At 61.4% G+C, this 23,329-nt stretch carries 24 protein-coding genes and 1 pseudogene; 9 read left to right on the forward strand and 16 right to left on the reverse strand.

The features are described 5' to 3' along the window. Positions 1-243 precede the first annotated feature (243 nt). The 3 genes and pseudogenes from J2J98_RS16625 to hydA all read left to right on the forward strand — a co-directional run bounded on the left by J2J98_RS16625 (position 244) and on the right by hydA (position 3,170). Entirely contained in the window at positions 244-1,497 is a 1,254-nt protein-coding gene (locus J2J98_RS16625) for a Zn-dependent hydrolase (protein ID WP_064705977.1), read from the forward strand. Positions 1,498-1,579: 82 nt separating this feature from the next. Then, positions 1,580-1,719: pseudogene (locus tag J2J98_RS30880) on the forward strand (endonuclease domain-containing protein); the annotation flags it as partial. Further along, the gene (hydA, locus tag J2J98_RS16630) at positions 1,716-3,170 is read left to right on the forward strand and encodes a dihydropyrimidinase (RefSeq protein WP_207601630.1); all 1,455 of its coding nucleotides are present in this window, start codon (positions 1,716-1,718) and stop codon (positions 3,168-3,170) included. The pseudogene J2J98_RS30880 and the gene hydA, both read left to right, overlap by 4 nt. A gap of 58 nt (positions 3,171-3,228) precedes the next feature. On the opposite strand, the gene J2J98_RS16635 is transcribed toward hydA, so the two are convergent. Beyond that, on the reverse strand, positions 3,229-3,642 hold the full coding sequence (locus J2J98_RS16635; RefSeq protein ID WP_011426527.1) for a cupin domain-containing protein: 414 nt from the start codon (positions 3,640-3,642) through the stop codon (positions 3,229-3,231). 94 nt (positions 3,643-3,736) lie between these two features. Between J2J98_RS16635 and J2J98_RS16640 the strand changes: the two genes are divergently transcribed. From J2J98_RS16640 to J2J98_RS16665, 6 genes are all read left to right on the forward strand, one after another. Continuing rightward, positions 3,737-4,522, forward strand: a complete 786-nt coding sequence (locus J2J98_RS16640; protein WP_207601631.1) for an ABC transporter ATP-binding protein — start codon at positions 3,737-3,739, stop codon at positions 4,520-4,522. Between the two features lie 60 nt (positions 4,523-4,582). Further along, on the forward strand, positions 4,583-5,512 hold the full coding sequence (locus tag J2J98_RS16645) for an ABC transporter permease (protein ID WP_207601632.1): 930 nt from the start codon (positions 4,583-4,585) through the stop codon (positions 5,510-5,512). After that, a complete protein-coding gene (locus J2J98_RS16650; RefSeq protein WP_138396443.1) occupies positions 5,509-6,636 on the forward strand; it encodes an ABC transporter permease in 1,128 nt (375 codons plus the stop codon). Before J2J98_RS16645 ends, J2J98_RS16650 begins: the two co-directional genes overlap by 4 nt. Before the next feature lie 59 nt (positions 6,637-6,695). Continuing rightward, positions 6,696-7,667, forward strand: coding sequence for an ABC transporter substrate-binding protein (locus J2J98_RS16655; RefSeq protein ID WP_207601633.1), 972 nt, complete (start codon positions 6,696-6,698; stop codon positions 7,665-7,667). 395 nt (positions 7,668-8,062) lie between these two features. Continuing rightward, positions 8,063-9,253, forward strand: coding sequence for an efflux RND transporter periplasmic adaptor subunit (locus J2J98_RS16660; RefSeq protein WP_207601634.1), 1,191 nt, complete (start codon positions 8,063-8,065; stop codon positions 9,251-9,253). 12 nt (positions 9,254-9,265) lie between these two features. Continuing rightward, positions 9,266-12,592: an efflux RND transporter permease subunit gene (locus tag J2J98_RS16665; protein WP_064705984.1), complete on the forward strand. Its 3,327-nt coding sequence runs from the start codon at positions 9,266-9,268 to the stop codon at positions 12,590-12,592. Between the two features lie 104 nt (positions 12,593-12,696). Here J2J98_RS16665 and ureG read toward each other — a convergent pair whose 3' ends face one another. The 15 genes from ureG to urtD all read right to left on the reverse strand — a co-directional run bounded on the left by ureG (position 12,697) and on the right by urtD (position 23,325). Then, positions 12,697-13,308, reverse strand: a complete 612-nt coding sequence (gene ureG / locus J2J98_RS16670) for an urease accessory protein UreG (RefSeq protein WP_064705985.1) — start codon at positions 13,306-13,308, stop codon at positions 12,697-12,699. A gap of 89 nt (positions 13,309-13,397) precedes the next feature. Then, positions 13,398-14,069, reverse strand: coding sequence for an urease accessory protein UreF (locus J2J98_RS16675; protein WP_138396446.1), 672 nt, complete (start codon positions 14,067-14,069; stop codon positions 13,398-13,400). Positions 14,070-14,075: 6 nt separating this feature from the next. Further along, positions 14,076-14,621, reverse strand: coding sequence for an urease accessory protein UreE (ureE, locus tag J2J98_RS16680; protein WP_138396447.1), 546 nt, complete (start codon positions 14,619-14,621; stop codon positions 14,076-14,078). Between the two features lie 88 nt (positions 14,622-14,709). Further along, positions 14,710-15,573, reverse strand: a complete 864-nt coding sequence (locus tag J2J98_RS16685) for a GGDEF domain-containing protein (RefSeq protein WP_138396448.1) — start codon at positions 15,571-15,573, stop codon at positions 14,710-14,712. A 329-nt stretch (positions 15,574-15,902) separates the two neighbouring features. After that, entirely contained in the window at positions 15,903-16,568 is a 666-nt protein-coding gene (locus J2J98_RS16690) for a TIGR02117 family protein (RefSeq protein ID WP_207603154.1), read from the reverse strand. A gap of 29 nt (positions 16,569-16,597) precedes the next feature. Then, complete coding sequence (gene ureC, locus J2J98_RS16695; protein ID WP_207601635.1) at positions 16,598-18,310, reverse strand: urease subunit alpha; 1,713 nt, start codon at positions 18,308-18,310, stop codon at positions 16,598-16,600. Between the two features lie 12 nt (positions 18,311-18,322). After that, complete coding sequence (locus J2J98_RS16700; protein ID WP_207603155.1) at positions 18,323-18,937, reverse strand: Urease operon accessory protein; 615 nt, start codon at positions 18,935-18,937, stop codon at positions 18,323-18,325. 16 nt (positions 18,938-18,953) lie between these two features. Beyond that, the gene (locus tag J2J98_RS16705) at positions 18,954-19,361 is read right to left on the reverse strand and encodes a lysozyme inhibitor LprI family protein (RefSeq protein WP_207601636.1); all 408 of its coding nucleotides are present in this window, start codon (positions 19,359-19,361) and stop codon (positions 18,954-18,956) included. An 18-nt stretch (positions 19,362-19,379) separates the two neighbouring features. Beyond that, positions 19,380-19,685 carry an urease subunit beta gene (locus tag J2J98_RS16710; protein WP_064711360.1) on the reverse strand — a complete coding sequence of 102 codons (306 nt, stop codon included), beginning with the start codon at positions 19,683-19,685 and terminating at the stop codon, positions 19,380-19,382. A gap of 10 nt (positions 19,686-19,695) precedes the next feature. Then, positions 19,696-19,947 carry a DUF1272 domain-containing protein gene (locus tag J2J98_RS16715; protein WP_207601637.1) on the reverse strand — a complete coding sequence of 84 codons (252 nt, stop codon included), beginning with the start codon at positions 19,945-19,947 and terminating at the stop codon, positions 19,696-19,698. Positions 19,948-19,956: 9 nt separating this feature from the next. Beyond that, on the reverse strand, positions 19,957-20,259 hold the full coding sequence (locus J2J98_RS16720; RefSeq protein WP_064695492.1) for an urease subunit gamma: 303 nt from the start codon (positions 20,257-20,259) through the stop codon (positions 19,957-19,959). A 28-nt stretch (positions 20,260-20,287) separates the two neighbouring features. Continuing rightward, positions 20,288-21,109 (reverse strand): urease accessory protein UreD, encoded by an 822-nt coding sequence (locus tag J2J98_RS16725; protein ID WP_207603156.1) that lies wholly within the window; start codon positions 21,107-21,109, stop codon positions 20,288-20,290. A gap of 152 nt (positions 21,110-21,261) precedes the next feature. After that, positions 21,262-21,957, reverse strand: coding sequence for an urea ABC transporter ATP-binding subunit UrtE (gene urtE, locus J2J98_RS16730; RefSeq protein WP_207601638.1), 696 nt, complete (start codon positions 21,955-21,957; stop codon positions 21,262-21,264). A gap of 17 nt (positions 21,958-21,974) precedes the next feature. Continuing rightward, positions 21,975-22,493 (reverse strand): hypothetical protein, encoded by a 519-nt coding sequence (locus J2J98_RS16735; RefSeq protein ID WP_064705996.1) that lies wholly within the window; start codon positions 22,491-22,493, stop codon positions 21,975-21,977. Positions 22,494-22,569: 76 nt separating this feature from the next. Continuing rightward, positions 22,570-23,325 (reverse strand): urea ABC transporter ATP-binding protein UrtD, encoded by a 756-nt coding sequence (urtD, locus tag J2J98_RS16740; protein ID WP_207601639.1) that lies wholly within the window; start codon positions 23,323-23,325, stop codon positions 22,570-22,572. Positions 23,326-23,329: the final 4 nt, after the last annotated feature.

Below are 23,329 nucleotides of genomic sequence, written 5' to 3' on the forward strand. Positions count from 1 at the left end.
CGCTCCCTGCCCTTTTCTAAGCAACTTCCCGCATTTTTATCGGCAATTTTCGTGATTTTCGTCTTGAGCCCGGCGGTGGAAGCTGTAATGTTTACCAATCGGTCAAATATCCGTCAGATGAAAACCAAAGGCAACTGGCGATTTTCCCGCGCTCGACAAAACCAATAAGAGGCGCGGGACTGACCACGGGAACAGGCGGACATGCCCTTGCATGGCTGCCGCAAACAGGTGAGGGCTTGAAGAATGGTGGCAGCACCAGGCGAGAACATGCGCGTCAATGGCGACCGTCTCTGGGACAGTCTCATGGACATGGCGAAGATCGGCCCAGGCATTGCGGGCGGCAATAACCGCCAGACGCTAACGGATGCGGATGCGCAAGGCCGCAACCTCTTCAAGACGTGGTGCGACGAAGCGGGCTTGACTATGGGTATCGACCGCATGGGCACCATGTTCGCCACCCGCCCCGGCACCGATCCCGACGCCCTGCCCGTCTATGTCGGCTCGCATCTCGACACCCAGCCGACCGGCGGAAAATATGACGGCGTGCTGGGCGTACTTTCGGCGCTCGAAGTCGTGCGCACGATGAACGACCTGGGCATCAAGACGAAACATCCCATCGTCGTTACCAACTGGACGAACGAGGAAGGCGCGCGCTTCGCCCCTGCCATGCTCGCCTCAGGCGTCTTTGCCGGCGTGCACAGCCTGGACTTCGCCTATAACCGCAGGGATCCCGAGGGCAATCTCTTCGGCGATGAACTGAAACGCATCGGCTGGGTCGGCGACGAAGAGGTCGGCGCCCGCAAGATGCACGCCTATTTCGAATACCATATCGAGCAGGGCCCGATCCTCGAAGCCGAGGCCAAGCAGATCGGCGTCGTCACCCACTGTCAGGGTCTCTGGTGGCTGGAATTCACGCTGACCGGCAAGGAAGCCCATACCGGCTCGACGCCGATGGACATGCGCGTCAATGCCGGCCTTGCCATGTCACGCATCCTGGAAATGGTGCAGAGCGTGGCGATGGGCGAGCAGCCGGGCGCCGTCGGCGGCGTCGGCCAGGTCTTCTTCTCCCCCAATTCCCGCAACGTCCTGCCCGGCAAGGTCGTCTTCACCGTCGACATCCGCTCGCCCGACAAGGCCAAGCTCGACCGCATGCGGGCAAAGATCGAAGCGGAAGCGCCTGGCATTTGCGACGCCTTGGGTGTCGGCTGTTCCATCGAGGCGATCGGCCACTTTGAGCCAGTCACCTTCGACGAAAAACTCGTCACCGCGGTTCGCACTGCCGCCGAACACCTCGGCTACAGCCATATGAACATCATCTCCGGCGCCGGCCACGACGCCTGTTGGGCCGCCAAGGTCGCCCCCGCGACGATGGTGATGTGCCCCTGCGTGGGGGGCCTCTCGCACAATGAGGCGGAAGAGATCTCCAAGGAATGGGCGACGGCTGGCGCCGATGTGCTGTTCCACGCGGTGGCCGAGACGGCGGAGATCGTGGTGTGATGTCCAACGCAGCGACCGCCCCCTCATCCGACCCTTCGGGCCACCTTCTCCCCGCTGGGGGAAGGGAACGGTGGACGCCGCGGACCAGGAAATCTCGCGGGAAAGACGCTCGGTTCTCGAAACGATCCTGGCGGCATTGCAGGGCCGGCTCGAATACAGCGCCGATCCGCCCAGCTTTCATTCGCCAGCCGAACAACGATAAAGAATAGGGAACGATCATGACTACAGTCATCAAAAACGGCACCATCGTCACCGCCGACCTCACCTATAAGGCTGACGTCAAGATTGACGGCGGCAAGATCGTCGAGATCGGTCCGAACTTGTCGGCTGAAGAGACGCTCGACGCCTCCGGCTGTTACGTCATGCCTGGCGGCATCGATCCGCACACGCATCTCGAAATGCCCTTCATGGGCACCTATTCCTCCGACGATTTCGAGAGCGGTACGCGCGCGGCTCTTTCCGGCGGCACGACCATGGTGGTCGATTTTGCCCTTCCCGCACCCGGCCAGTCGCTGCTCGAAGCGCTGACCATGTGGGACAACAAGTCCACCCGCGCCAATTGCGACTATTCCTTCCACATGGCGGTCACCTGGTGGAGCGAGCAGGTCTTCAAGGAGATGGAGACCATCGTCCGCGACAAGGGCATCAATACCTTCAAGCACTTCATGGCCTATAAGGGCGCGCTGATGGTTGACGACGACGAGATGTTCGCATCCTTCCAGCGCTGTGCCGAACTCGGCGCGCTGCCGCTGGTGCATGCCGAAAACGGTGACGTCGTCGCTTCCATGTCAGCAAAGCTGCTCGCCGAAGGCAATAACGGCCCCGAGGCGCATGCCTATTCCCGCCCCGCCGAAGTCGAGGGCGAGGCCACCAACCGCGCCATCATGATCGCTGATATGGCCGGCTGCCCCGTTTACATCGTCCATACTTCCTGCGAACAGGCGCACGAGGCGATCCGCCGCGCTCGTGCTAAAGGCATGCGCGTTTATGGGGAGCCGCTGATCCAGCACCTGACGCTCGACGAGAGCGAATATTCCAACCCAGACTGGGATCATGCCGCCCGCCGCGTCATGTCGCCGCCTTTCCGCAGCAAGCAGCATCAGGACTCGCTCTGGGCCGGTCTTGCCTCCGGTTCGCTGCAGGTGGTCGCGACCGACCATTGCGCCTTCACCACGGCGCAGAAACGTTTCGGCGTCGGCGACTTCACCAAGATTCCGAACGGCACCGGCGGCCTCGAAGACCGCATGCCGATGCTCTGGACGCACGGTGTCAACACCGGCCGGCTGACGATGAACGAATTCGTCGCGGTTACTTCGACCAACATCGCCAAGATTCTCAACATTTATCCGAAGAAGGGCGCGATCCTCGTCGGCGCCGATGCCGATGTCGTCGTCTGGGACCCGAACCGTTCGAAGGTCATCTCGTCCAAGACCCAGCAGTCGGCGATCGATTACAACGTCTTCGAGGGTAAGGAAGTGACGGGCCTGCCGCGCTTCACGCTGACGCGCGGCGTCGTGGCGATCGAGGAAAGCACGGTCAAGACCCGCGAGGGCCACGGCGAGTTCGTCAGGCGCGAACCGGTCACTGCCGTCAGCAAGGCACTATCCACCTGGAAGGAGATCACCTCTCCGCGCAAGGTGGAACGCAGCGGCATCCCGGCAACCGGCGTATGACGATGGAGCATAAAGATACGGCCATCAACCGGGGAACGACGTCTCCATGCGGATGACCTCACGCGGGCACGAGAGCGTCCAGCTCCGGGAGAAGCACGACGCTTTCCTGCTCGTGCGGATCGGTGCGGGCAATGACCGCCGTGCATGGCGTGCTGCTGAGGTTCGCCGGCATATGTGGCACGCCCGCCGGGATGTAGAAGAGCTCGCCGGCATGGGTAATGACGTGATGCTCCAGCCGGTCGCCATACCAGGTATGGGCCTCGCCGGAGAGCACGTAGATCGCTGTCTCATGCGCCTCGTGCAGGTGCGCCTTGGCGCGCACGCCTGGCGGGATCGTCAGGAGATGCATGCAAATGCCTGTGGCTCCGACGGTCTCGGCCGCGATCCCTTCGAAATAGCTGAGCCCCTGCTTGCCGTCATAGGCGTGCTTGGGGCGAACGATGTGGCAGGTGGGTTTTGATGTCGCGTCCATTTTCTTCCTCCAAGAATTGTGCCGCCGGCATAGCTGGCGGCGATGGTAACATGCAAACCGCCTTCAAGCGGGGAAAACAAGATCGGTCGCATTAATGCAAGCACCCTCCGTCGTATCCGCCAAGGACCTCTGTCTCACCTACCAGGCGAATGATGGCCCGGTGCGGGCGCTGAGCGATGTCAATCTCGATGTCCGCAAGGGCGATTTCGTCTCTTTCATCGGCCCCTCCGGCTGCGGCAAGACGACTTTCCTGCGCGTCATCGCCGATCTCGAAAGGAGCACATCAGGCGAGATCTCGATCAACGGCATGACGCCGGAGGAGGCCCGCCGGGCCCGCGCCTACGGCTACGTCTTCCAGGCGCCGGCGCTCTATCCCTGGCGCACCATCGAGAACAACATCGCCCTGCCACTGGAGATCATGGGTTATGGCGGCGCCGATCGGACGAGGCGGATCGCCGAAGCGCTCGACCTTGTCAGTCTCTCCGGCTTCGAGAAGAAATTCCCCTGGCAGCTCTCCGGCGGCATGCAGCAACGCGCCTCGATCGCCCGCGCGCTCGCCTTCGATGCCGATCTGCTCTTGATGGACGAACCCTTCGGCGCGCTGGATGAGATCGTCCGCGACCATCTGAATGAAGAACTGCTGAAACTCTGGGCCCGCACCAACAAGACGATCTGCTTCGTCACCCACTCCATCCCCGAGGCGGTCTACCTCTCGACCCGGATCGTGGTGATGTCGCCGCGCCCCGGCCGCGTAACCGACGTGATCGAATCCACTCTTCCGGCCGAACGCCCGCTCGACATTCGCGACACTCCCGAATTCCTGGCAATCGCCCATCGCGTCCGCGAGGGGCTGAGGACGGGGCATAGCCATGAGGTTTAGGGCGTTGAGCTCAAGGGTGGGTGGCTGCGCATTCGACGCCAACAAATGGAGGCAGTCGCTGTGAAACCCGACACCTTCAAATACAAGATCGTTCCTGTCACCACGATCCTGCTCGCCCTCATCGCCATCTGGTATGTTGCCGCCATCCTGATGAATGCGCCGTTCCAGCGCGACATGGACAGCCGCGCCGGCGTCACGCCGACCACGATGGAATTCATCGGCAAGACGCTGGCCCAGCCGAAGCCGATCCTGCCGGCACCGCATCAGGTGGCTGAGAATGTCTACGAGAACACCTTCCTGCGCAGCCTTTCGAGCAGCCGCAGCCTCGTCTATCACAGCTGGGTAACGCTCTCCTCCACCCTGCTCGGCTTTGGCTTGGGCATGCTGCTCGGCATTCTTCTTGCCGTGCTGATCGTGCACAACCGCGCCATGGACCGTTCGCTGATGCCCTGGCTTGTGGCAAGCCAGACGATACCGATCCTCGCCATCGCTCCGATGATCGTCATCATCTCCTACAACGTGCTGACCGGCGACAATGCGCTGGCGCATCTCCTGAATCTCGACTCCGACGCCTCGCGCCTCGTCTCCAAGGCGCTGATCTCCACCTACCTCTCCTTCTTTCCGGTCGCCGTCGGCATGGTGAAGGGGCTGCGGTCGCCCGAAATCATCTATCTCGACCTGATGCGTACCTATAACGCCAGCCCGATGCAGACCTTCTGGAAGCTGCGCGTCCCTGCCTCGATCCCCTTTCTCTTCACCTCGATGAAGGTCGCGATCGCGGCAAGCCTGGTCGGCGCCATCGTCGGCGAACTACCAACGGGCGCGGTTGCCGGCATCGGTTCGAAGCTGCTCGCCGGCTCCTATTACAGCCAGACCATCGATATCTGGGCAGCCCTTGTCGCCGGGTCGCTGCTGGCGGGGATCCTGGTTGCAATCGTCGGCCTTGCCGGCAAGATGGTTGATCGCGCCATGGGCGGGAGACCGGCATGAGACATCTGAACTTCTCCTGGCAGGGCGTCGTCGCCCTCCTCCTCTGCCTCTTGGCGCTGACGAGCCTACCGCTTCTGGCCGAGGGCGCGGCGCAACCCTTGACGGACGGCATGGCAAGCCTCGTCTTCATCATCGTCATTGCGGCCGCCCTCCTGTCTTTCGCGCCGCAGCCGCCGGCCTACCGCGCCACTGTGCTGTTTATCGGCGCGCATGGCGCCGCCTGGATGCTGCTTTCGGCTCTTTCCGGCAATGAAGGCATGGCGACGCGGGCATTCTTTCTACTGCTCTTCGCCTGCTGGCTGCTTGCCTGGCGCTGCGTCACGGAGCTGTCGAACCAGCAGCCCGTCACCACCTTCGGAAAGTCGGCGTTTGAGCTGCTGATCCCGGCGATCTTCGGCGCCTGGATTCTCATCCTCTGGGAGGCGATCACGCGTGGCGCCGGCGTCCCCTTCATTTTGCTGCCGCCGCCGAGCGCGATCGGCGCACGCATCATGGCCTCGCTGCCGATCCTTGGTGACGACGTCAGGCAGACGATCTTCAAGGCAGTGCTGATTGGTTATATCATCGGCTGCCTCGCCGGCTTCGCGGTGGCGGTTCTGGCCGACCGCATCGCCTTCCTGCGCCGCGGTCTGCTGCCGATCGGCAATATGGTATCGGCTCTACCGATCATCGGCATCGCACCCGTTATGGTCATGTGGTTCGGCTTCGACTGGCCGTCGAAGGCCGCCGTCGTCATCATCATGACCTTCTTCCCGATGCTGGTGAACACCGTCGCGGGCCTTGCCGCCTCCGGCAGCATGGAGCGCGACCTAATGCGCACCTATGCCTCGAGCGACTGGCAGACGCTGCTCAAGCTCAAGCTGCCGGCAGCCATGCCCTTCATTTTCAACGCACTGAAGATCAACTCGACGCTGGCGCTGATTGGTGCCATCGTTGCCGAATTCTTCGGGACGCCGATCGTCGGCATGGGCTTCCGCATCTCGACCGAGATCGGCCGCATGAATGTCGACATGGTCTGGGCGGAAATCGCCGTTGCGGCGCTGGCCGGCTCGATCTTCTATGGCATCATCGCCCTGACGGAACGGGCGGTGACGTTCTGGCATCCGTCTATCCGTGGTGGCTAGGCGCGCGCGGGCTTCGCAAACGGGGTCCGGGCATAACTTCAGAGGGTAAGGACAAGAAAATGAAAAAGTTGATGGTTGCAATGGTGGCGGGCGCCATGTCGCTGGCCGCTGCTCATGCGATGGCCGCCGACAAGGTGGTGCTGCAGCTGAAATGGGTCACACAGAGCCAGTTCGCGGGTTATTACGTCGCCAAGGACAAAGGCTTCTACAAGGAAGAAGGCCTCGACGTCGACATCAAGCCGGGCGGTCCCGACATCGCCCCCGAGCAGGTGATCGCCGGCGGCGGCGCCGATGTTATCGTCGACTGGATGGGCGGCGCCCTGGTTGCACGCGAAAAGGGCGTTCCGCTCGTCAACATCGCCCAGCCCTACCAGAAGTCCGGCTTGCAAATGATCTGCCGAAAGGACGGCCCTGTTAAGACCGAGGCCGATTTCAAGGGCCATACGCTCGGCGTCTGGTTCTTCGGCAACGAATATCCCTTCTTCGCCTGGATGAATAAGCTCGGTCTATCCACGGATGGCGGCCCGAACGGTGTCACCGTGCTGAAGCAGAGCTTCGACGTACAGCCGCTCGTCCAGAAGCAGGCCGACTGCATCTCCGTCATGACCTACAATGAATACTGGCAGGCGATCGATGCCGGCTTCAAGCCGGAGGAACTGACTGTCTTCAATTATACCGAGATGGGCAACGACCTTCTGGAAGACGGCCTGTATGCGATGGAAGACAAGCTGAAGGATCCGGCCTTCAAGGAGAAGATGGTCAAGTTCGTTCGCGCCTCGATGAAGGGCTGGAAATATGCGACCGAAAACCCGGACGAGGCGGCCGAGATCGTCGTCGACAACGGCGGCCAGGACGAAAACCATCAGAAGCGGATGATGGGCGAAGTCGCTAAACTCGTCGGCAACGGCTCCGGCAAGCTGGACGAAGCGCTCTATGCTCGCACGGCGAAGGCGCTGCTCGATCAGAAGATCATCAGCAAAGAGCCATCAGGCGCCTGGACGCATGAGATCACCGACGCCGCATCCAAGTAAGGCGGCGGATTGAAGGGAAACGCGCGGGGACATCCCCGCGCGTTTCGTATTTTTTCCGCAGTTATAAAAAAACACTTCGCAACTGTCGCATTTCTCGGGCCTCAAACGTCATTGAGGGAAAAGCAGGATCAATCATCGTAATGTTCACATAACCTTACGGTGATTGATTCAGGTTCCGAGGGTATTTATTATCGGCTCATGGGGAATTGTTTTCTGCCGGGCTTGCATATCGAGCAAATCGATACCAACTACAAGCCGATTTGCCGGCGAGGGATGAAGACGGCAAATGATGTGTGGATACCCCTGAGAATGCAGGAAAGGCAGTGGCCTGGTCGCGACCTCAATGGCAGACGCGCGAATTCGGCTAACCTTGTGACGAGATTGGACGAAAACGAATGGCACGCAAGCCGAATGGAATTCTAGGCGCATCCACCCTTTTTGCAGCGGCGCTGGCTGCATCCACCGCATTTTCGCAAGAAGCGCCGGCCGCAAAGCCGCTGCAGAACCTGCCGGCAATCGTCGTCACCACAGCTGTGAACCGCACACTTGTCGACCGTGTCATCGGCACCGGAACGGTCAAGCCCGTCGAGGAAGTTTATATCCAGCCGCAGGTCGAGGGCCTCTCGATCCGGACGTTGAAGGCCGATGTCGGCGACAAGGTTCAGGCCGAAAGCACGCTGGCGACGCTCAACGACGACGCGCTGGTCCTGGAGAAGAGCCAGATGATGGCGACGAGGGCCAAGGGGGAGGCCAGCCTCGCTCAGCTGCGTGCCCAGCTCATCGAGGCGCAGGCCAATGCCGAACAGGCGAGGCAGCAGCAGGCCCGAGCCCAGGAAATGGTCAAGAAGGGCACTGTTTCCACCGCCCAGGTCGAGCAGGCCGATGCTACCGCCGCCGCCGCCAATGCCCGCGTCGTCTCCGCCGAACAGGCGATCGAGGTCGCCGAAGCCGATTTGAAGGTCTTCGATAGCCAAATCGCCGACGCCGATCTGAAACTCGCCCGCACCGACGTGAAGACGCCTGTTGCCGGCGTGGTCTCCGCAAAGAACGCCAAGGTCGGCGCGATCGCTGCCGGCAACGGCGATCCGCTGTTCACCATCATTCGCGACGGCGATATCGAGCTTGTCGCGGAAGTCGCCGAAAGCGACATCGTCAGGATCATGGCCGGCCAGAAGGCGACCATTTCCCTTTCCGGCAGCCGCGAAAAGCTTTCCGGCGCCGTGCGCCTTGTTTCGCCCACCGTCGATCCGGTGACCCGCCTCGGCCTGGTCCATATCTCGATCGACGATGACAGCAAGGCGCGTTCCGGCATGTATGGCAGTGCCGAGATCATCGTCCGCGAAACCGAGGGCGTATCGCTTCCCCTGACAGCAGTGCTCACCGGCAATGAAGGCTCCTCCGCCCGCAAGGTCGAAGGTGGCATAGTGAAATTCGCCAAGATCGAGACCGGCATCCAGGACGGCGGCTATGTCGAGATCGTCAATGGATTGAAGAGCGGCGACGAAGTCGTCGCCAAGGCGGGCGCTTATGTCCGCGACGGCGACCGCATCACGCCGGTGCGCGAACAGCCCCCGGCTTCCAACTAAAGAGACCATCCGATGAATTTCTCAGCCTGGTCCATTCGAAACCCCATCGCGCCGCTCCTGGCCTTCTGCCTGCTGATCTTCATCGGCATCCAGTCCTTCAACACGCTGCCGATCACGCGCTTCCCGAACATCGACGTGCCGCTCGTTTCGATCAGCGTCACGCAGAGCGGCGCTTCGCCGGCCGAATTGGAAATGCAGGTGACAAAGGAGATCGAAGACGCGATCGCCTCGATCACCGGCATCGACGAAATCCAGTCGACCGTAACCGATGGCAGCTCGCAGACCAACGTCATGTTCCGGATGGAAATACCGACGGAACAGGCCGTACAGGACGTAAAGGACGCGATCGACCGCATCCGCAGTGATCTGCCGGCAACGGCCGAAACCCCGATCGTCACCAAGGTCGATGTCGAAGGTCAGGCAATCCAGAGCTTTGCCGTTTCCTCTCCCGACATGTCGCTAGAAGAACTGTCCTGGTTCGTCGACGATACGATCAAGCGCGCGCTGCAGGGCCAAGCCGGTATCGGCCGCGTCGACCGATACGGTGGCGCGGAGCGCGAAGTGCGCATCGAACTCACGCCCGGCAAGCTCGATGCTTACGGCATCACCGCCGCAAGCGTGAACCAGCAGCTGCGCGGCACCAACATCGACCTTGGCTCCGGTCGCGGTCAGGTGGCAGGCAGCGAACAGGCGATCCGCGTTCTTGGCGACGCCCGCAACGTCGCTGAGCTTGCAGACACGACGATTGCGCTGCCGAGCGGACGCTTCGTCAAGCTGTCCGATCTCGGCGTCATCAAGGACACCTATGAGGAGCCGAAATCCTTCTCGCGCTTCAACGATACGCCTGTTGTAACCTTCGGCGTCTTCCGCTCTAAGGGCGCCAGCGAGGTCAGTGTCGCCGAGACCGTGGCGCAGAGCCTCGACAAGGTGCGAGGAGAAAACCCGAATGTGAAGATCGAGATGATCGACGATTCGGTCTATTTCACCTACGGCAACTACGAAGCCGCGATCCACACATTGCTCGAAGGCGCGCTGCTTGCTGTCATCGTTGTCCTTCTGTTCCTGAAGAACTGGCGAGCGACGCTGATCTCGGCCATCGCGCTGCCGCTGTCTGCGATCCCGACCTTCTGGGTCATGGATATCATGGGTTTCTCGCTGAACCTCGTCAGCTTCCTCGCTTTGACTCTCGCAACGGGTATCCTGGTCGACGACGCCATCGTTGAAATCGAGAACATCGCCCGTCATATCAAGATGGGCAAGACGCCCTACCGGGCGGCGATCGAGGCGGCGGATGAAATCGGACTTGCAGTCATCGCCACGACGTTCACGATCATCGCCGTTTTCGTGCCGGTTTCCTTCATGCCTGGCATTCCGGGTCAATACTTCATCCAGTTCGGTCTGACCGTCGCCTTCTCCGTCTTCTTCTCGCTGATGGTGGCGCGCCTCATCACCCCGATGATGGCCGCCTACCTCATGCGCGCCGAAGACGGCGTGGACGACCATCACGACAATGACAGTCTGCTGATGAAGGGCTATACGCGCCTGATCCGCGCCACGACGGGACATAAATATTCGAGATATCTGACATTGCTTGCGGCGATTGGCTTTCTCGTCGGTTCAGTTATGCTGCTGATGAAGGTTCCCGGCAGCTTCCTGCCGCCGGAAGATGCCTCGCGCATCGTTCTCTCCGTCGAACTGCCGCCCAATGCGCGGCTCGACGACACCGAGAAGACGACGAAGGCGATCTATGACAGGGTCAAGGACATCAACGGCGTCGAAAGCGTCTTCGTCCTCGGCGGCGCATCGCCGAAGGGTGATCTCGAACTGCGTCGTGCGACCATCACGCTGGCGCTTCACAAACTCGATCAGTCGCTGGTGAAGAAGGTGGTCAACGACGTCTTCGGCGTCATCCCGTTCATTGGGCCAATGCTGCCGAAGGTGGAGGTCCATGGCCGTGAGCGCCCGCAATGGGACATTGAAAAGGAAGTCTTCGCCAAGCTGCGCGACATTCCCGACGTTCATATCCTGAAGCTCAACGACCGTGGCGAACGTGACCTCTCCTTCAACTTCCTCTCCAAGAACGAGAAGGACCTGAACGACGCCGTCGGCATTCTGGAATCGAAGCTTCGCGCCGACCCGCTGCTCGCCAATGTCAGCGCCGACGGCGCCCTGCCCCGTCCGGAACTGCAGGTTTACCCGCGCAAGGACGAGGCCGCCCGCCTCGGCATCACGCCGCAGCAGATCTCCGAGACGATCCGCGTCGCCACCATTGGCGATGTGGATGCGGCTCTCGCCAAGATCTCGCTCGACGATCGCCAGATTCCGATCCGCGTGCAGGCGGCGCTCGACATGCGCCGCGACCTTGCCGCCATCCGGGCGCTGAAGATCCAGACCGCGAGCGGCAGCACCGTTCCGCTATCGAGCGTCGCCAATATCGATTATTCGGAAGGCGTAAGCTCGATCAAGCGCAACAACCGTAACCGCGTCGTCTCGATCGGCTCCGATCTGCCGCAGGGTGTGGCGCTCGACACGGCTTCGGCCCGGTTCCGCGAGATCGTCCAGGCGGCAAACATCCCGGCCACGGTGCATCTTGCCGAAAGCGGCGATACGAAGGTGCAGACCGAGATGCAGCAGAGCTTTGTCAACGCCATGTTGATGGGCCTCCTGCTAGTGCTGACGGTGCTGATCCTGCTCTTCAAGGACGTCATCCAGCCCTTCACCATCCTGTTCTCGCTACCGCTCGCCATCGGCGGCGTCGCGGCAGGCCTGATCATCACCAGCAATCCGCTGTCCATGCCCGTGATGATCGGTATTCTGATGCTGATGGGCATCGTCACCAAGAATGCCATCCTGCTGGTCGATTTCGCAATCGAAATGCGCCATCAGGGCATGCCTCGGGTGGAAGCCATGGTCGAAGCCGGCCGCAAACGCGCACGGCCGATCATCATGACGTCGATCGCCATGTCGGCAGGCATGCTGCCTTCGGCACTCGGCGTCGGCGAAGGCGGCTCGTTCCGCGCGCCGATGGCGATTGCGGTGATCGGCGGCATCATCGTCTCGACGGTGCTCTCGCTCGTTGTCGTACCGTCTTTCTTCCTGATCATGGACGATCTGTCCCGCCTGCTCGGCTGGATGTTCGGCCGCCTGGTCGGCAGGAAAGACGAGGAGGACCTGCCGCTGTCGCGCGAGGATCTCACCCGCGTGACCCGCGAGAACCGCAGCGACATCGACGCTTTGGACGAGCGGCTCACAGCGATCGAAAAGCCGGAGGGCAAGCGCAAGAGCGCCAACGCCAACGACACCAATGTGCTCCGCCTGCCGCCCTTTGCGGCGGAGTGAGCGAAACCGAAGAAATAACTACGGGCTGGGAGCGATTTCCCGGCCCCTTTTGTTTTATCACCCTCGTCGCCGTCAGCGACTTCGGCCTGCTGCGGGCTTGCCGCTCAGAGGCCGCCCTGCTCTCTCAAAAAGCTGACGATCGAGCTGACGCCGTCGCCGCGCTTCATGTCGGAGAAGACGAAAGGGCGGCTAGCGCGCATGCGCGCCGCATCCCGATCCATCACCTCGAGATCGGCGCCGACATGGGGCGCCAGATCCTTCTTGTTGATGACGAGCAGGTCGGAGCGGGTAATGCCGGGTCCGCCCTTGCGCGGGATTTCCTCGCCCTGGCAGACGGAGATCACATAGATGGTAATATCGGCTAGATCGGGCGAAAAGGTCGCCGCCAGATTGTCGCCGCCGGACTCGATGAAGACGACGTCCAGATCGGGGATACGCTCGTTGAGACTCGCGATCGCCTGAAGATTGATCGTCGCATCCTCGCGAATGGCGGTATGCGGACAGCCGCCCGTCTCGACACCGACAATGCGGTCCGAAGGCAATGCCTGCATGCGCACCAGCGCCTCCGCATCCTCGGTCGTGTAGATGTCGTTGGTGACGACGGCGACGGAATAATCGTCGCGCATCGCCTTGCAGAGCTTTTCCGTCAGCGCCGTCTTGCCAGAGCCGACCGGGCCGCCGATTCCGACGCGCAAGGGTCCGTTTCTCGATTTCATATGTTGTACTCCAATAGGATGCCGATGATAGCGACGCCGCACGCGCGCGCCACCGTCAAATGACGCAGTTGCATGGATAATTTGGTCCGCTACGAGCGGAAAAGCCGCGTAGTTTGAGTTTCGTGGCGCAGGATGGCGATATCGGCCTGGACCGTTGCCGAACCGAGATCATCGAGCGTCGATCCTGCCGCCCGCCGCGCCACCTTCGCTATGTGCTCTTCAAGACCGGCAAGCACGGCAACGCCGCTCGCTTGCCCAGCGACGCCGAGGCGGATGCCTGCTGAAACCGCTTGCGAGGCATAGGCATGCAGGAAGACCGCGAGCACCTTCTCAGGCCTTATGCCATGCGCGCCCGCAACCGCTCCGACCACGATGGGATAGGCGGTCTTGCCAGGCAGCCTTTGGAAGACCGCGTCCGGCCAGGCCCGCGCCGCCGCGAGGAAGGCCTCGCCGAGCAGTATGGTTTCCTGATGACGCTCGCGCGATCCGGCAAGAGCCTCGGCGAGTGCGGCAATCTCGGCAAGGCGTGCCGCTTCCGCCTGGCGCCTGTGGCTCTCGGCCAGAAGCACAGCATCGTTCCAGGTCGAGCCGTGGCCGATCAGCGTTCCGATCCACTCCGCAAGCGAAGCCGCATCGGTGACCAGCCCGTCCGCCACCGCACGCTCCAATCCGCTCGAATAGGCAAAACCACCGATGGGAAAGGCCGGTGAAAGCCATGCCGTCAGGCGCAGCACGGCCTGCAACTCGCGATCTCCAGTCATCGCGCCTCAGTCGTGCTTGTGGCCATGATCATGATCGTGATCGTGCCCATGATCATGCCCGTGGTCATGGTGGTGCCCGTGGTCATGGTGAGCATGTCCGTGATCATGCGAATGCCCGCCATGGGAATGATAGGCTCCCCGCGCCGGCTGGAAGGGTTCCTCGATATCGAGGACGGTGGCGCCAAGCCCCTGCAGCATGGTGCGTATGACATGGTCGCGCAGGATGACGATGCGGTCTTCCTCGATCTGCGCGGCGAGATGACGGTTGCCGAGATGCCAGGCCAGCTCGACCAGATGCGTGCGGTCGCGTCCGCGAATTTCGAAGAGCTTCTCGTCGGCGGCCAGGATCTCGATCAGCTCCCCGTCCTCCCGCACGAGAAGGTCGCCATTGGCGAAGAGCACCGGATCCTTGAGATCGAGCATGACCATCTCGCCATTTTCCAGATGCAGCAGTTTGCGACGCAAATGGCGCAGGTCATGCGGCAGCTTGACCTGAGCGGTCGGATGCGAGGAAGGGGTTCCGGCAGGAAGATAGGAGGTGACGCGCTGCATGACATGTCCGTTTTGCTGAAAGGGCGAACATGCAAAATAGCTCTTGCTGATGCAAGCACCAATGGCCTTTCGTATGGGAGATCGGCTTTTATATTCCGTAGGCCTGCATCACGTTGTCGCTGCCCAGCCCCCTGCCCTCGGCGTCGGCACGGGGTTCGGCAAGCCCGTGCCAGGCGTGATGCAATCCCTCCCGCTCATGCACGACGCGGTTGCGTCCGAGTGCCTTGGCGAGATAAAGCGCCCGGTCTGCCGAAGCATAGACCTGCTGCTTGTTGCGCCCGGCGACAAGATCGGCAACGCCGCCGGAAATGGTGATGGCGATCTGACACCCATCCGCCACGATCGGCCTGCCGGCAATATTCGCCCGCACCGCCTCGATCCGCTCCAGCCGCGCCTCCAGCGGTTCGCCGGAGACGATGACGCCGAACTCCTCCCCGCCCAGGCGCGCGACGACGGACAATTCGTCGAAGGCGGAGAGCAGCACCGCCGAGACCGCCGTGATGACGGCATCGCCGCAGGCGTGACCGAAGCGATCGTTGATCGCCTTGAAGCGGTCGACATCGAAGATGACGAGCGAGGCATCGCCTTCGGTCCTGTCCAGCGCTTCGGTGAAGGCGCGCCGGTTCAGGAGTCCGGAGAGCGTGTCGGTGCGGCTGAGCTTTTCGAACTCCGCCCGCGACAGCGTCAGCTCATGCATTGTAAAACCCGCCGCCAGCGACAGCATGCCGGAAACGGTTCCGCCGACGAGCCAGGAGAAAATGGCGCCAAAGCCGATCGCATGCGAAAGCGTCACCGGCAGCAACCCAAGAAAACCGAGCGGCGGTATTGTCAGCGCGATGATGGCGCCGGAGAGAATGACGGCAAGAAAGCTCATCTTCAACGCAAAGACATAGACGTTCCTGCGATATTGAAAATTGCCGAAATCGGCCTGCAGCGACATCCAGTTTCTCATCAGAATCGACCTTCCTGCCCGGCGTTTCAAGGCATTGATAGAAGCCCAATTGCTGCGGGTGTCTTAATCGACTCGTTAAAATCCGAACGGTTCTGGACGATTCGCCGCGCAGATTTTTTCTAGCATGGGCTGCAAGCTTCCAATCCCTGAATCGAACAAGGTATAGGAGTACTTAAGTGTCTGAAAGATAATATTTTTTTCGGGTTTCGAAGCCGGGTTGTTCCAGAATGGTCTATTTGGGGAAAACGCAGGTTTTCTCTCCGATTTTTACAACCGAATGGGGAATCCATTCACAATTGCGTTTAAGCGCGGATCGGCCGGAGGACGCGTCAATTGTAGACACTGACAGATAATCGCAGTGATTGTGGAAGCGGGTTCCAAAAGCCTGTCCGAAGCCCCGCCGAGCGAAGTGCAGCGGCGGTCCAGGTGTTGCAGCCGAAGAGGGCGTTGAAGTATCCCTTGGCTTCAAAAAACCGGTCGACCTCCCCGTAACCGGCATCCGGTATCGGCGCGATCTGCCCCGCGTTGCGGACGAAGCTGTCAGCGATGAAGCGACGAAGCCGCGTCAGTTCATGATCACCGATATCGAATGCCGTAACGGCCGGGTGCGGCTCAGCAATATGGCCCGCGAGATCCAGATGCAGAACCGAACGATCGATCGTCAGCGCCCGTAGCACCGGGAGTGGCTTCACCTCAGCCCAGGTCGGTGTTTCCAGGTAAAAGGCGCGGCCGCCCCAGCCGACCACGAGCCATTCTGCATTTGGATGACTGAGTGGAAAATCGGGATCATCGAGGAAGGAAAAGGCCGCCCGCGTCTCCTCATCGAGCGGAATGGCAATGTCGGTATGAATCGGCCCCGACAGCAGAAGGACCCGGTGGGCTGCGGACGACGCCTTGACCGGCGCAATCAGCGGCCGGGGAATGAACGTCCCTCCCGCCGCCATAACCAGGAGCAGGAATAGGACCCGCAACAGCCAGCGGGTCCCCGTCCTCATCAGCCGCCCGGCGCGCACGAAAGAATGGCCTAAAACAGGAAATAACGCTGCGCCATCGGCAGCACCGTTGCCGGTTCGCAGGTCAGCAATTCGCCGTTTGCCCTGACTTCATAGGTCTCCGGATCGACCTCGATCGCTGGCGTCAGGTCGTTGTGAATCATCGACGCCTTGGAGATGCCGCCGCGCGTATTCTTCACCGCCACGAGTTCCTTCGCGACCCCGAGCCGGCCCTTCAGACCGGCATCGAGCGAGGCCTGGCTGACGAAGGTCACGGAAGAACTGGTGAGGCTGCGGCCATAGGAAGCGAACATCGGCCGATAGTGCACCGGCTGCGGCGTCGGGATCGAGGCGTTCGGATCGCCCATCGGAGCGGCGGCAATCGAGCCGCCGAGTAGCACCATGTCGGGCTTCACGCCAAAAAAGGCCGGGTTCCAGAGCACGAGGTCGGCCCGCTTGCCGATCTCGACCGAGCCGATCTCATGGCTGAGGCCATGGGCGATCGCCGGATTGATCGTGTATTTGGCGATATAGCGGCGTACGCGGAAATTGTCGTTGTCCCCCTTTTCCTCTTTCAGCCGGCCGCGCTGGCGCTTCATCTTGTCGGCCGTCTGCCAGGTGCGGATCGCCACCTCGCCGACGCGGCCCATGGCCTGACTATCTGAGGAGATGATCGAGAAGGCGCCGATATCATGCAGAATGTCTTCGGCGGCGATCGTCTCCTTGCGAATGCGGCTTTCGGCAAAAGCGATATCCTCGGGGATCGACGGCGACAGGTGATGGCAGACCATCAGCATGTCGAGATGTTCGGCAATGGTATTGACCGTATAGGGCCGCGTCGGATTGGTAGAGGACGGGATAACGTTCTGCTGGCCGCAAATCTTGATGATATCGGGCGCATGCCCGCCGCCCGCGCCTTCCGTGTGGAAGGCATGAATGGTGCGGCCCTTGATGGCGCCGATCGTATCCTCAACAAAGCCGCTTTCGTTCAGCGTGTCGGTGTGGATCATCACCTGCACATCGTATTCATCGGCGACCGACAGGCAGCAGTCGATGGCGCCCGGCGTCGTGCCCCAGTCCTCGTGAAGTTTCAGCGAGGTGGCACCGGCAAGCACCATTTCGGTGAGCGCACCCGGCAGCGAGGCATTGCCCTTGCCGGCAAAGGCAAGGTTCATCGGGAAAGCGTCCGCCGCTTCGATCATTCTCGCGAGATGCCAGGGGCCGGGCGTGCAGGTCGTGGCGAGCGTGCCATGCGCCGGCCCGGTGCCGCCGCCGAGCATGCAGGTCATGCCTGACATCAGGGCTTCCTCGATTTGCTGCGGCGCGATGAAGTGGATATGGCTGTCCATGCCGCCCGCGGTGACAATCTTGCCTTCGGCGGCAATCGCCTCCGTGCCGGGACCGACGATGATATTGACGCCGGGCTGCATGTCGGGATTGCCCGCCTTGCCGATCGCGACGATGCGACCGTTCCTGAGCCCGATATCGGCTTTGTAGATTCCCGAATGATCCAAGATCACGGCATTGGTAATGACGGTATCAACCGCGCCGTCCGCTCGCGTCACCTGGCTCTGGCCCATGCCATCACGGATCACCTTGCCGCCTCCGAACTTCACCTCCTCGCCATAGGTGGTGAAATCCCTCTCGATCTCGATGAAGAGCTCCGTATCGGCAAGGCGCACCTTATCGCCGGTGGTCGGTCCGAACATGCCGGCATAAGCGGCGCGCGAGATCTTATAGGGCATCCATCAGGCTCCTTAGAAGGAAGAAACAAGTATTTTTCCGCTGAGCCGCGTGAGCCGGCCGGCGGCAACATAGCTATCGACCAATTGCCTTTCAGCCGCGAACGGGTGCCATTCCCAGCCAACATGACCGAAGCCGGCCAACATTACCTCGGCGTCGACAAATTTGTTCAGCACCTCGGCAATGACGATCATGCCGCTGCTCGGCACGACATAGGGCGCGGTCGCAAAGGCCGAAAGCGAGGCGTCGACTGACGCATGAACGGATTTATCGATGACGATATGCGTCTTGCCGGTGTCGGCACAGAAGGCGCTGAATGCATCCGTATAGTCGTCGCAGAAATCGTCGAGATCAGGATGCGAGACGGCAAGCGGCGCCCGCATCGCGGCGAACCTTTCCGGATCACGTACGCTCCAGATTTCGCGCGCCGCAACGACGCCGGGATGAGCGCGCCACTCAGGCGAGCAGAGCATTGCCTTTGCCGGTCGGCCAGTATTGCAGACCGCCACGGCATCGGTGCGGCTCCCGCCCGCCCCGTAGGAGCGGCAATCGTTGAAGCGGATGACGAAATCGGCAGCGTCGATAATGCCTGCCTGTCCTTCTCCGACCTCGCCATTGCCGACGATCACGATCTTTTTCATCACCTTAGTTGCTCATCGCGTCTTCGAGCTCTTTCAGCTCTTTCGTGCGTTTATCCGTCTCTTCGGCCAGGCATCCAGCAACCAGCATCGGCTCCATCGTGCCGCCGCGGGCCTGAAAGCCGAAGGCGTCGCATTGGGCGTCGCGATAGTCAATCCAAGCGCGTTGGGCTTTGACCAGCGCCTTTTCGGCACCCTTCATGTCACCATCGAGATCCTTGTCGATCGCAATCATGGCGGCACGCGTCTTCTTATATTGTTCGTTCAGCGCCTTGTCGGCAGTCTCATGACGTGCCGCTTCGCAGGAAGTCATGTCCGATTGCGTCTTGGGATTCTGGCAGTCGATATCCTCGGCAGAGGCCGCGCCTGAAACCAGCAACATTGCCGCCCCGATGAGGCAGATGTTCAAACGCATTCCATCCCTCCCGGTCTTCTAAAGCTTGCCCATTACCAGCTGACGAAAGCCATAGACCTCGCGCTTGCCTGAAAGCGGGATCAGCGTCACCGAGCGCGTCTGCCCGGGCTCAAAGCGTACGGCGGTTCCCGCCGGAATATCGAGCCGCTTGCCATGCGCCGCCGCGCGGTCGAAAGAAAGCCCGGCATTGGTCTCAGCGAAATGATAATGGCTGCCGACCTGCACCGGCCGATCGCCCGTATTGGAAACCTCCAGCGTGATTGTCGGCGCGCCGGCATTGAGTTCGATGTCGCCGCTAGCGGCAATGATTTCGCCCGGAATCATCCAGTTCTCCTTAAGCCGCCCTGGGCGTGCAGCCCTCGGCCTTCAGCACACGTTTCGTCGACGCCGGATTTTTGGCAAGCATGGCGGCCGGCCGGATGGGCCTGGCGACGAGATTGCCGCCGCAATTTGGGCAGAGACCTTTCAGCACACCGTCAACGCAATCGGCGCAGAAGGTGCATTCATAGGTGCAGATCCGCGCCTCCATGCTCTCCGGCGGCAGATCCTTGTCGCAACATTCGCAATTGGGCCTGAGCTCCAGCATATCCTCTCCTTACCTGATCGGTTCGTGCACGGTGACGAGCTTGGTGCCATCTGGGAAGGTCGCCTCCACCTGCACGTCGTGGATCATTTCGGCAACGCCCTCCATCACTTGGTCGCGACCGATCACATGGGCGCCAGCCTCCATCAGCTCGGCGACCGGACGGCCGTCGCGAGCGCCTTCGACGACGAAATCGCTGATCAGCGCAATCGCTTCGGGATAGTTCAGCTTGACGCCGCGCTCTAGCCGCCGCCGCGCCACCATCGCCGCCATCGATATCAGCAGCTTGTCTTTTTCTCTCGGAGTGAGGTTCATTGCTTGCCCATCTGCTTCGTGCTTGAATTCATAGATTCCAGACTTTCGGCACAGGCGCACCATTGCGCAAGGTGGAAATGACCGGGATCAGGACATTTCTGAGCGAGAAGCCGTCGGCTGCGGCAAGGCGCACAACGAGCTTGTCGTTCCAGGCGCTTGCGCCGCCCATCGGCCCTTCGACGAGCGGCCGCACCCGGCCGAGATAGGCTTCTGCTAGCGGACCGGCATATAGCAGCGTCGCGAACGCGACCTGCCCGCCGAGCACCGCCTGGCGCGCTGCCAATGCCGCGACGCGCTCGGAAAGCCGGAGCTCCTCGGCATGGATCAGCCGGCCCGAACGGCGGATACGCCAGCGGTCGCGAAAGAGCCCCGTCTCCACCGCCTCGCCCATCGCCTTGCGGCCGAGCAGCACCGCCTCGACGGCCAGGAATTCGCCGCGCTCGTCAAGATCGACATCGAGCCGGCGGAATAGTGAGGCGCGGTCGAAGAGGATCGTCTCCTGCGGCAGCCAGTCGACGCGCGCTCCCGCTCCAACTTCGATGCGGGTCGTCACCTCGGCGGTTCCAGCCGATGCCCTATAGATCTTCTCACAGGCCTGGGTGGTGACATCGATCTTCGTGCCGGCGCCGGCAACGACGCTCCAATTCATCCGGTCGCCGCCGGTCAGCCCGCCTGATGTGTTGATGATGACGGCTTCCATCGAACCATCGAAAGTATCGGGCAGACGGATCTTCGCCGCGCCTTCCTGATAGAGCTCACGGATGCGCGTGCGGCCATCGAGCAGCCTTGCCGCCAGATGCCCGCGTCCCTCCGCTCTTTGCGGTCTCGAACTTGCCGCCGCGATCGTCATATCGTTCCTTTCGGTCGCGCGATCGGAGTTCCATTCAATCGCGAGGATGACGGAATGCAAGCAATTCTCGTGCCGCCCGACCGGGCCTCACGGCGCGCGCAAGAGACCAGTGCGCCGCTGCTCCCTCTGCTGTTAAATGAGGCATTTGCCGATCAGACAGTCAGATGACGGCGCGCCTCCGGCGTATCCAGCGTCTCGGCGGGCCCTTGATGCACGATCTCGCCCCGATCCATGATGTAGACATAGTCGGCAAGCTCCCGGCAGAAATCCAGATATTGTTCGACGAGCAGGATCGCCATGCCGGTGGAATCGCGGAGATATCGGATCGCCCGGCCGATATCCTTGATGATCGAGGGCTGGATACCCTCCGTAGGCTCGTCGAGCACGAGAATTCTCGGCCGTGTCACCATGGCGCGTCCGATCGCCAACTGCTGCTGCTGTCCGCCGGAAAGATCGCCGCCGCGACGCGACAGCATCGATTTCAGAACCGGGAACAGACTGAAGATGTCGTCGGGAATATTGCGGTCGCGGCGGCCAAGCGGCGCAAAGCCGGTTTCGAGATTTTCCTTCACGGTAAGCAGCGGAAAGATTTCGCGTCCCTGCGGCACGTAGCCGATGCCGTGCTTGGCACGGGCAAAGGGCGGCAAACCGTTAAGCTTCGTATCGTTGAAGGTGACGGTGCCGGCCGACAGCGGGTGCTGGCCGGTGACAGCGCGCAACAGCGAGCTCTTGCCGACGCCGTTGCGGCCCAGCACGCAGGTGATCTTGCCCATCTCCGCCTTGATGGAGATGCCGCGCAAAGCCTGCGCCGCGCCATAATGCAGATTTGCGTTTTCGACTGTCAGCATCCGTTTACCCGTTCCCATCAGTTCATCAGGCTACGCCTCAGCGTCTGCAGGGCGTAGTCCTGTTCTTTCGTTCTCTCGCCGCCGACAGCGGCCACATCCTCGGCAATACCGATCAGTTGCTGACGCTCCTCCATGTCGAGCGTCTTCATCCAGAGGTCCCGGAACCGGCGGATCGGATCTTCGGGACTGGTGACGTTCTTGGACGCCCACTCGCCGAAAACCAGAACCTCTTCCATGTCGCCCGGCCGCAAGATGCCTTTCATGCGGCCGCGGATGACATCCTTCGCCGCGTCGGCATACATCGGCTTCTCCTTGGCAAGGCAGAAGAAGAAGGCCACCGCCGCAATCGCCGGATCAGCAATCGAAGCCAGCGGCGCCGCCTCCGCCTGCTTGCGGCGCTTTCCGCGCTTATAAGCACCCCGCATCCGCTCGACGGAATCGATGATCTCGTTTCCCGCCTCACGCACCATTTTGAAACGCCAATACCAGATGACCGCACCGCTGACCGCGGCGACCAGAATACCGAGAAAAGCCATGCTGAAACCCCACGATAAAACCCCCTCGTTTTAGAGCTTGTTCTGTCGTCGGGTTCAAGCCTTCAAGTTGCACTGGTCACCGCCCCAGATAGTTCTCGATCACCTTCGGATCCGAACTCACGAAATCGATCGACCCTTCCGCGAGCACCGACCCTTCCGCGAGGCAGGTAACTTTGACGCCGAGGTCACGGATGAAGCCCATGTCGTGTTCGACGACGACGACCGACCGGGTCTTGGCAATATTCTTGAGCAGGACCGCAGTCTCCGCCGTCTCCGCATCCGTCATGCCGGCAACAGGCTCGTCGACGAGGAGCAGCTTCGGCTCTTGCGCCAGGAGCATGCCGATCTCGAGCCACTGCTTCTGCCCGTGCGAGAGATTGGCGGCCAGCTCGTCGTGCCGGTGCGTCAGCCGCACCGTTTCCAGGATCTCTTCGATGCGCGCCCTGTCTTCGCCCGAAAGCCGGTATAACAGCGTCGAAAACACTCCGCGCCGGCGGTTCAGCGCCAATTCCAGATTGTCCCAGACCGTGTGGCTTTCGAATACCGTCGGCTTCTGGAATTTTCGGCCGATGCCGAGCTGAGCGATGTCAGCCTCATCCTTGGTCGTAAGATCGATGGTACCATTGAAGAACACCTCGCCCTCATCGGGCCGGGTCTTGCCGGTGATGATGTCCATCATCGTCGTCTTGCCGGCGCCATTCGGGCCGATGATGGCGCGCAGTTCGCCGGGTTCGATGACGATCGACAAGGAATTCAGCGCCTTGAAACCATCGAAGGAAACGGAGACGCCGCTGAGATAGAGCACGCTGTTCGGTTTGACGTCGGGAATCATGGAG

This window comes from Rhizobium bangladeshense (assembly GCF_017357245.1).
GTDB lineage: Bacteria > Pseudomonadota > Alphaproteobacteria > Rhizobiales > Rhizobiaceae > Rhizobium > Rhizobium bangladeshense.

Coding starts and splice junctions, on each gene's coding strand:
- hydA (WP_207601630.1), top strand. CDS start 1,716: ATGACTACAGTCATCAAAAACGGCACCATCGTCACCGCCGACCTCACC.
- J2J98_RS16675 (WP_138396446.1), bottom strand. CDS start 14,069: ATGACTGGAGATCGCGAGTTGCAGGCCGTGCTGCGCCTGACGGCATGG.
- J2J98_RS16705 (WP_207601636.1), bottom strand. CDS start 19,361: ATGCGTTTGAACATCTGCCTCATCGGGGCGGCAATGTTGCTGGTTTCA.
- ureG (WP_064705985.1), bottom strand. CDS start 13,308: ATGAAATCGAGAAACGGACCCTTGCGCGTCGGAATCGGCGGCCCGGTC.
- ureE (WP_138396447.1), bottom strand. CDS start 14,621: ATGCAGCGCGTCACCTCCTATCTTCCTGCCGGAACCCCTTCCTCGCAT.
- J2J98_RS16735 (WP_064705996.1), bottom strand. CDS start 22,493: ATGGCTTTTCTCGGTATTCTGGTCGCCGCGGTCAGCGGTGCGGTCATC.
- urtE (WP_207601638.1), bottom strand. CDS start 21,957: ATGCTGACAGTCGAAAACGCAAATCTGCATTATGGCGCGGCGCAGGCT.
- J2J98_RS16640 (WP_207601631.1), top strand. CDS start 3,737: ATGCAAGCACCCTCCGTCGTATCCGCCAAGGACCTCTGTCTCACCTAC.
- J2J98_RS16655 (WP_207601633.1), top strand. CDS start 6,696: ATGAAAAAGTTGATGGTTGCAATGGTGGCGGGCGCCATGTCGCTGGCC.
- J2J98_RS16665 (WP_064705984.1), top strand. CDS start 9,266: ATGAATTTCTCAGCCTGGTCCATTCGAAACCCCATCGCGCCGCTCCTG.
- ureC (WP_207601635.1), bottom strand. CDS start 18,310: ATGCCCTATAAGATCTCGCGCGCCGCTTATGCCGGCATGTTCGGACCG.
- J2J98_RS16660 (WP_207601634.1), top strand. CDS start 8,063: ATGGCACGCAAGCCGAATGGAATTCTAGGCGCATCCACCCTTTTTGCA.
- J2J98_RS16710 (WP_064711360.1), bottom strand. CDS start 19,685: ATGATTCCGGGCGAAATCATTGCCGCTAGCGGCGACATCGAACTCAAT.
- J2J98_RS16650 (WP_138396443.1), top strand. CDS start 5,509: ATGAGACATCTGAACTTCTCCTGGCAGGGCGTCGTCGCCCTCCTCCTC.
- J2J98_RS16720 (WP_064695492.1), bottom strand. CDS start 20,259: ATGAACCTCACTCCGAGAGAAAAAGACAAGCTGCTGATATCGATGGCG.
- urtD (WP_207601639.1), bottom strand. CDS start 23,325: ATGATTCCCGACGTCAAACCGAACAGCGTGCTCTATCTCAGCGGCGTC.
- J2J98_RS16685 (WP_138396448.1), bottom strand. CDS start 15,573: ATGAGAAACTGGATGTCGCTGCAGGCCGATTTCGGCAATTTTCAATAT.
- J2J98_RS16715 (WP_207601637.1), bottom strand. CDS start 19,947: ATGCTGGAGCTCAGGCCCAATTGCGAATGTTGCGACAAGGATCTGCCG.
- J2J98_RS16635 (WP_011426527.1), bottom strand. CDS start 3,642: ATGGACGCGACATCAAAACCCACCTGCCACATCGTTCGCCCCAAGCAC.
- J2J98_RS16625 (WP_064705977.1), top strand. CDS start 244: ATGGTGGCAGCACCAGGCGAGAACATGCGCGTCAATGGCGACCGTCTC.
- J2J98_RS16725 (WP_207603156.1), bottom strand. CDS start 21,109: ATGACGATCGCGGCGGCAAGTTCGAGACCGCAAAGAGCGGAGGGACGC.
- J2J98_RS16690 (WP_207603154.1), bottom strand. CDS start 16,568: ATGAGGACGGGGACCCGCTGGCTGTTGCGGGTCCTATTCCTGCTCCTG.